Raw genomic sequence first — 5,696 nt, forward strand, 5'->3', positions numbered from 1 at the left:
GGGGCTCCACGCCTTCCCCCAGCGCCGGTGCTGCCGCGGCCCATGCCGCCGCCCCTTCCACTGCACCAATGGCCCCCGCACCTTGGCCCCGCCTGGCCCGACCACGTCGCCTGCCAGCCGGTCCTGCACATACATCCGCAAGGCCGGGCTCTCCGCCAGCTTCACCGGCTTCGGACGACGCGCCGCTCGTTCGGCATGCCACTGCGCTGTCGTCGCCCGGTACTCCAGGTTGCCGCAGCGTGTCGCAGCATTGCGGCGCAGTTCACGCGAGATCGTCGAGGCGGCCCGCCCCAGACGCCGGGCTGTTTCCCGCACGCCACAGCCCTGGGCTCGCAGCAGTGCAATCTCTTCCCGCTCCGACAGCGGCTTCGACGATGGCCCAAGGATCTTCGGTGGCATGCCGCCCGCTTCACGAAACCAGCGCGAGCCTACAGGTTGCGACACCCCGACGCCGAGCGCCGCGTCCTCGCTCGCCAGGCCCGCCGCGATCAACGCCCAGAACCGTCGTCGATTTTCGCGCTGCGCCACCCCCGGTCGCCCCGGTGACCGCACCTTCGCCCGGAGAGCTCGATCCGACCGCCGCCGACCCGCCATCGCACCACTCCTCATCCGGTGTTGCGACGATCAGTTGAATCCGCCTTGGCTGCCCCTGTCGCTATGATGAATGAGCCCGCCCTTCAGCGGCCGGCGGTCGTGCAGCGCCTGCTCAAGAGCATCGAGGACGAACCCAGCATGGGCGGTCCGCGACACCCGCCAGCCTACGATCCACCGCGCGAAGGTGTCGATGACAAAAGCGACGTAGACGAACCCCTGGCAGTTTGCGACGTAGGTGAAATCCGACACCCAGAGCAGGTTCGGCCGCGCTGCCTGGAACTGTCGGTTTACCTTGTCGACCGGGCTCGGCGCGCCCCTGTCCGGTATCGTGGTCCTGGTCTCCTTCCCGCGTACCACGCCGCGCAGGCCTAACTGCCGCATGAGCCGCGCCACCGTGCAGCGGGCCACCGGCGTCCCCTCGCGGCCAAGCTGGCGCCAGACCTTCCGCACGCCGTAGATGCCGAAGTTCTCGGCATGGATGCGCCGCACCTCCGCCCGCAACAGCGCGTCCCGCTGCGACCTGGCCGAGCCCAGGGTGGGATCGGCGCGCTGCGCGGCATGAGCGTGGTAGGTGGACGGGGCGATCGGCAGCACCCGGCAGATCGGCTCGACCCTGTACGTGCCCCGATGATCGTCGATGAAGGCGATCATGGCTTCGACCGGCGGTCGAGTTCCGCCAAGGCAAAATACGCCGACGCCTTCCGCAGGATCTCATGGGCCTGGCGCAGCTCGCAGACCTCGCGCTCCAGCGCCTCGATGCGGTCCAGTTCCTCGCTCGTGGGTCCGGCCCGCTTGCCACGGTCGCGCTCGGCTTGCCGCACCAAGCGCCGCAGCGTCTCCGCCGTGCAGCCAATCTTGGCGGCGATCGACCCAATCGCCGCCCACTGCGAGCCGTGCTCACCGGCGCCGTCCAGCACCAGCCGCACCGCCTGCTCCCGAACCTCAGGCGAGTAGTTCGCTGCCGTCTTCTTCGCCGTCATCGCTCCATCCTCTCAATGGTTGGAGCCTCCGGCAAACCCGGTGCGGTTCATGCCCTCTACCCCGGCGCGTCAAGGGCGATTGCCACGAGCCCGGCGATCCCAGCGGCGTAGAGGACCAGGACGGTGAGCGAGTCCACGCCCATGCCGAGCCACCGGCGCTTGGAGCGGAAAATGAGCCCGCAGATGTAGACCGCCGTCAGCACGACGCCGAGCGCCGCGAGGTAGATGTCGGTCCGCTGCGCATGCGGCAGCACGGCCGCGCCAGAGACGAGGGTGGCCAGCAGGAAGAGCACGGGGAGGAAGGCGTTGCCGCCGAAGATGTCGCTGACCGCGAGCTGGTAGTCCTTCAGCTTCATGGAGGCGAGGCCGGTTGAGACCTCCGGCAGCGATGTCGCCGCGGCCAGCACGGTCGCGCCGAACAGCACTCCGCTCATCCCGACGTGCCCGGCGATGGCGTCGCCGCTTCTCTCCAAAACGACGCCCGCCACGAGCGTGACGAGCGCGGCCGCCCCGAAGACCGTGCCGGCCCGTCCCGTCGAGACCGCGCCTTCGCCGGAGCCCCCCGCCTTGGCCGCCTGAGAATGACCCTTCGGCTTCTCCTGCGTGTCCGGCGCGTCGCCGGCGCTGTCGTGCCAGGGCAGCCCCTTGCCGGCCCGCGACAGCAGCCAGATGCCAAGGACCCAGATGAGCGTGATGAGGACCGCTCCCGGCGTGAGGTGGAAGGCAACGAGGGAGGCGGGGAGCTGCGTCGCCATGATGGCGACCGTCAGCACCGCGATCACGAGCACGCCCTCCAGCGCGAGGGAAAGGCTGGCCGCGCGGGAGGTGAGCGGGGCGCCGCCCCGCGTGCCGAACACGTCGAGGATCACGAGCACCACCGTCTGGATGGCAATGCCGCCGAGGATGTTGCCGACGGCGACGCCGAGGTTTCCGCTCCAAGCGGCGCTCACGGTGATGGCGCTCTCCGGCAGGTTCGTCGCGATGGCGAGCAGGATGACGCCGCCCAGTGCCTGGCCGAGGCCTAGCCGTGTCGAGAGCACGTCCGTCATGTCGGAGAGCTTGATGCCGGCGTACCAGATCGTGCCGGCAGCTGCGGCGAAAATTCCGAGCAGCAGGGGGAGCGAGAGATCCTCGAACATCAGCCCGCCCCGGCGGCCGTACTGGCCTGGCCCGGCGGGGTGCTCCGGCGGACCGCCGCCTTATCGATCTCCCGCTGCAGGAAAAAGTTGAGCGCCGTGCGGACCGCGGCGATGGCGGCGAGCTGGCCGATCTCCGACCAGGTCGGCGCCACCGCCGTGCGCAGGATGTCGGCGCCGAGCTCGAACTCCAGCGCGAGTGCCAGCCACCGGCCGAGCCGCAGCCGCACCTCCTCCTTTGCCTCGTGCGAAGCGTCCGGGCCGCGGTCGCGGAAGGGCAGGACGGCGGTCCGGAATGCCGCCTCGATCACCGCCACCGCGATGACGATGCCGGCGATTCCCTCCGTCATGGTGGCGAGCCAGATCGTAAGCGTCTTGACGGCGTCGAGGTCCATCAGTGGTCCTTCAGCACGGAGATTTTGCCGCTCGGCTCCAGCACGACACGGCGGGTGCCGGAGAGATCCTCAAAGCCGGAGCCCCGCAGCGCCTCGCCCAGGTCGGCCTCGCTGACCGCGTGGCGCCGGAGCGCACGCCCGTCCACCCGTCCGTCCTCGCCGAGATGCACCGGGCGACCCTCGAATACGCGCGACAGGGTCGGGAAGCGGGTGGCGAGGTGGGCGAAGATCCAGTGCAGCGCCATCAGCAGCGTCGTCGCCGCGAGCGTGCCCCAGAGCTTGGCGCTTCCAGTGAGTACCCGGCTGAGGTTCAAGCCGACTACGACGGAGACGATGATGTCGAGCGCCGCCCACTCGCCGAAGACGCGCCGTCCGACGAGGTGGACGATGGCGAGGCCGTAGGCGAAGATTACCACGGTCCGCGCGCATTCCTGCGCCCAGGTGATGTGGGGAATGGTACCGAAGACCGGGTCGAGGCCATGCAGGTGGATTCTGTCCTGCTGAGAGGTGAATGACCGGTGAGCGCTGGGAAAGGGCAGGGCCGCCGGCGCCTGGCGCGCGGTGCCTCGAATAGATGCCGCCCACGCCGCAGTTCAGATTGGACCAGCCGGAGAAGCACCCCCGCCGCCGGAAGTTCCTTCGCGTGTTGTTTCGAATGGCTGCCGCACCCATTGGCAAGGACGGCAAAAGGCGGCCGACCGCAATTGGGGCAAGCTCTGACTAACACGCGGGAAGTGTGGGAAGAGCGACCTCGACGATATTGGCCCCCACGGCACGGGTGCGGCTGCACTGCTATCTGTGGCGGTCAGGCTCGCTGCAGGCGCCACGATCTATTCAGCCGCCACTGTGGAAGGCAGGAATGGCCGGCGCGCTTAAACGGTCACTCAGCACTATGACGCGGCTGGCCCTTTCGTCTGACAGCGGCTTGGTACTTCCGGCTACGAGCCATCGTTCCCACTCAATCTGCCACTGAGCGACCTCAGCTTCCTGACCGTCGATACAGATCCAGTAGAAGCCGGCTTCACGGTCATCTGGGTTCGGCATCGGTCATCTCCGCGCTCAGCACACGATCCCGCCTGCGGTGCGGCTTGGCTGGTGCGGAACCCCAACGCATGATTTCGTGCGCAGCTTCACCTGCCACAAGGCTGAAATGATCCCCTGCGGCCATGTGGCCCGCCGCCTCGTATGTTCGTTTCGAGATCGCTGAGTGCGGCAAGAGAATGGATCGGGATGAGGGAGGCAGCGATGATGGAGCTACACGAGCGCATCCTAGAGGTGGTGGTGCTTCTGCAGTCCGAGGGCGCACTGACCACACCCCGCCAGGCCCGCGACCTACGCGACCACCACCTGCCCACCCTGCGCCGCTTTGCCGCTGGCGAAGGCATGCCGATCGCTGATCTGCACAGGGCACTCTGGGCAATCGGTACCGCAGCCCTCGCAACCTCGGACCTGGTGCTATCCGAGAAGGCATCCATGGCAGCGAACTGCGCTTTGACGCTGAACGGTTGCCAGGTACCTGACGGCTAAGCCCAACCACACCGCCGAAAGCGGATGCAGCCGCGTGCCCAACAGATCACCTGAGGCGGGCACTGCGTGGCGAACTCCGATAAGTTCAGGCCACGGTCGGGTTGTCGTCCGCGATCTCGGGTGCCTTGTAACCTTCGTGGCTGATCATGATGACCAAGACGCCGAGGATCATGGCACTGAGCACCAGGAGATCGCCCCAGAGACCGGACATGCCAAATATATCGCCGCGAAGCAGCAAAAGGAGAGCGACGCTGAGGGCTGCCAGGATGCCGGTCCAGAGCCGTAAATTGGCTTTGACGTAAGCGCCGGCATAGCTCCTAGAAGTTCGAAAGGCGCGCATCGGCATGGCGTAACTCCTTCTTGCCAGAGTGCTGTCTCAACATGACCGACCAGGCGCACCGGAATGTATCCCTGTAACGCGCGCCTGAGTGCGGCGACGCACTGGTCGTGGTCTTTTCGCCAGCCGGGGTATCCCGTTGCCCCTTACTAACGCGCTCTGAGACGTGCGCCCGGCCGAGGTGCAGGCGCGTGAAGGACTGCGGCCTGAGACGCGGGCTAACCAACTAAATGGATGGGGTGCGGGGGAGGCGGCTGGGCAGGCTTCCGCTAGGGACGTGAGACCTAGCCCGCCCCGCCCGGAAAGAACGTTGCGAATGCATCAACCTCAGGTATGCACGATGAGGCGAGGACTGATCACCTCGGACGGCGGTGGCGGTGGACAATGGCCGCGGCGATGAGAAATGGCAGGAAAGCTCCTACCAGTAAGCTGACCTCAACGACCTCCTTCAGGTTGTTTGCGATCCAAGCCAAGCGTTCGCTGCTCATATCAGCCGCCCCCCGGATTGCATTGCATGACATAGAATGCAGCGCGGCTTGCTTAGTGCCAGTCCCTTCCGCTCCCGGTCTTCTCGGTCGTCTCCGCTTAACACGCGCTCTTGGCGTTTCCCGCGTGTTAGGGCCTGTCAGTCCCTGAGTATTGCCCCATCTACCTGGGATGATTGAAGAAAGCAGGCCACGAGTTCTGACGGATGCGCAATGGGAGGTGCTGGCGCCACTCATTGAGG

7 protein-coding genes, 1 pseudogene and 1 other annotated feature are annotated in these 5,696 nt (G+C 66.9%); of the genes and pseudogenes, 1 reads left to right on the plus strand and 7 read right to left on the minus strand.

Annotated elements, in window-relative coordinates:
• The 6 genes and pseudogenes from E2C06_RS35075 to E2C06_RS35100 form a co-directional block, all read right to left on the minus strand.
• A partial coding sequence (locus E2C06_RS35075; RefSeq protein ID WP_206664835.1) for a helix-turn-helix domain-containing protein occupies window positions 1-594 on the minus strand: 594 nt, incomplete at its 3' end.
• Window positions 595-639: 45 nt separating this feature from the next.
• Window positions 640-1,574 (minus strand): annotated as a pseudogene (locus tag E2C06_RS35080) (IS3 family transposase); the annotation flags it as partial.
• Window positions 1,171-1,287, minus strand: a sequence feature (AL1L pseudoknot). It overlaps the preceding pseudogene by 117 nt.
• Before the next feature lie 56 nt (window positions 1,575-1,630).
• Entirely contained in the window at window positions 1,631-2,713 is a 1,083-nt protein-coding gene (locus E2C06_RS35085) for a sodium:calcium antiporter (protein ID WP_133293177.1), read from the minus strand.
• Window positions 2,713-3,105: a DUF1622 domain-containing protein gene (locus E2C06_RS35090; RefSeq protein WP_133293178.1), complete on the minus strand. Its 393-nt coding sequence runs from the start codon at window positions 3,103-3,105 to the stop codon at window positions 2,713-2,715. The genes E2C06_RS35085 and E2C06_RS35090 overlap by 1 nt, the downstream gene beginning before the upstream one ends.
• On the minus strand, window positions 3,105-3,521 hold the full coding sequence (locus E2C06_RS35095; RefSeq protein ID WP_206664836.1) for a DUF421 domain-containing protein: 417 nt from the start codon (window positions 3,519-3,521) through the stop codon (window positions 3,105-3,107). The genes E2C06_RS35090 and E2C06_RS35095 overlap by 1 nt, the downstream gene beginning before the upstream one ends.
• Window positions 3,522-3,939: 418 nt before the next feature.
• The gene (locus E2C06_RS35100; protein WP_133293180.1) at window positions 3,940-4,149 is read right to left on the minus strand and encodes a hypothetical protein; all 210 of its coding nucleotides are present in this window, start codon (window positions 4,147-4,149) and stop codon (window positions 3,940-3,942) included.
• Window positions 4,150-4,350: 201 nt separating this feature from the next.
• Between E2C06_RS35100 and E2C06_RS35105 the strand changes: the two genes are divergently transcribed.
• Entirely contained in the window at window positions 4,351-4,632 is a 282-nt protein-coding gene (locus E2C06_RS35105; protein ID WP_133293181.1) for a hypothetical protein, read from the plus strand.
• An 85-nt stretch (window positions 4,633-4,717) separates the two neighbouring features.
• Here E2C06_RS35105 and E2C06_RS35110 read toward each other — a convergent pair whose 3' ends face one another.
• Window positions 4,718-4,978 carry a hypothetical protein gene (locus tag E2C06_RS35110; protein WP_133293182.1) on the minus strand — a complete coding sequence of 87 codons (261 nt, stop codon included), beginning with the start codon at window positions 4,976-4,978 and terminating at the stop codon, window positions 4,718-4,720.
• Window positions 4,979-5,696 lie beyond the last annotated feature (718 nt).

It is taken from the genome of Dankookia rubra (assembly GCF_004355005.1).
In the GTDB taxonomy this organism is placed as follows: domain Bacteria; phylum Pseudomonadota; class Alphaproteobacteria; order Acetobacterales; family Acetobacteraceae; genus Paracraurococcus; species Paracraurococcus ruber_A.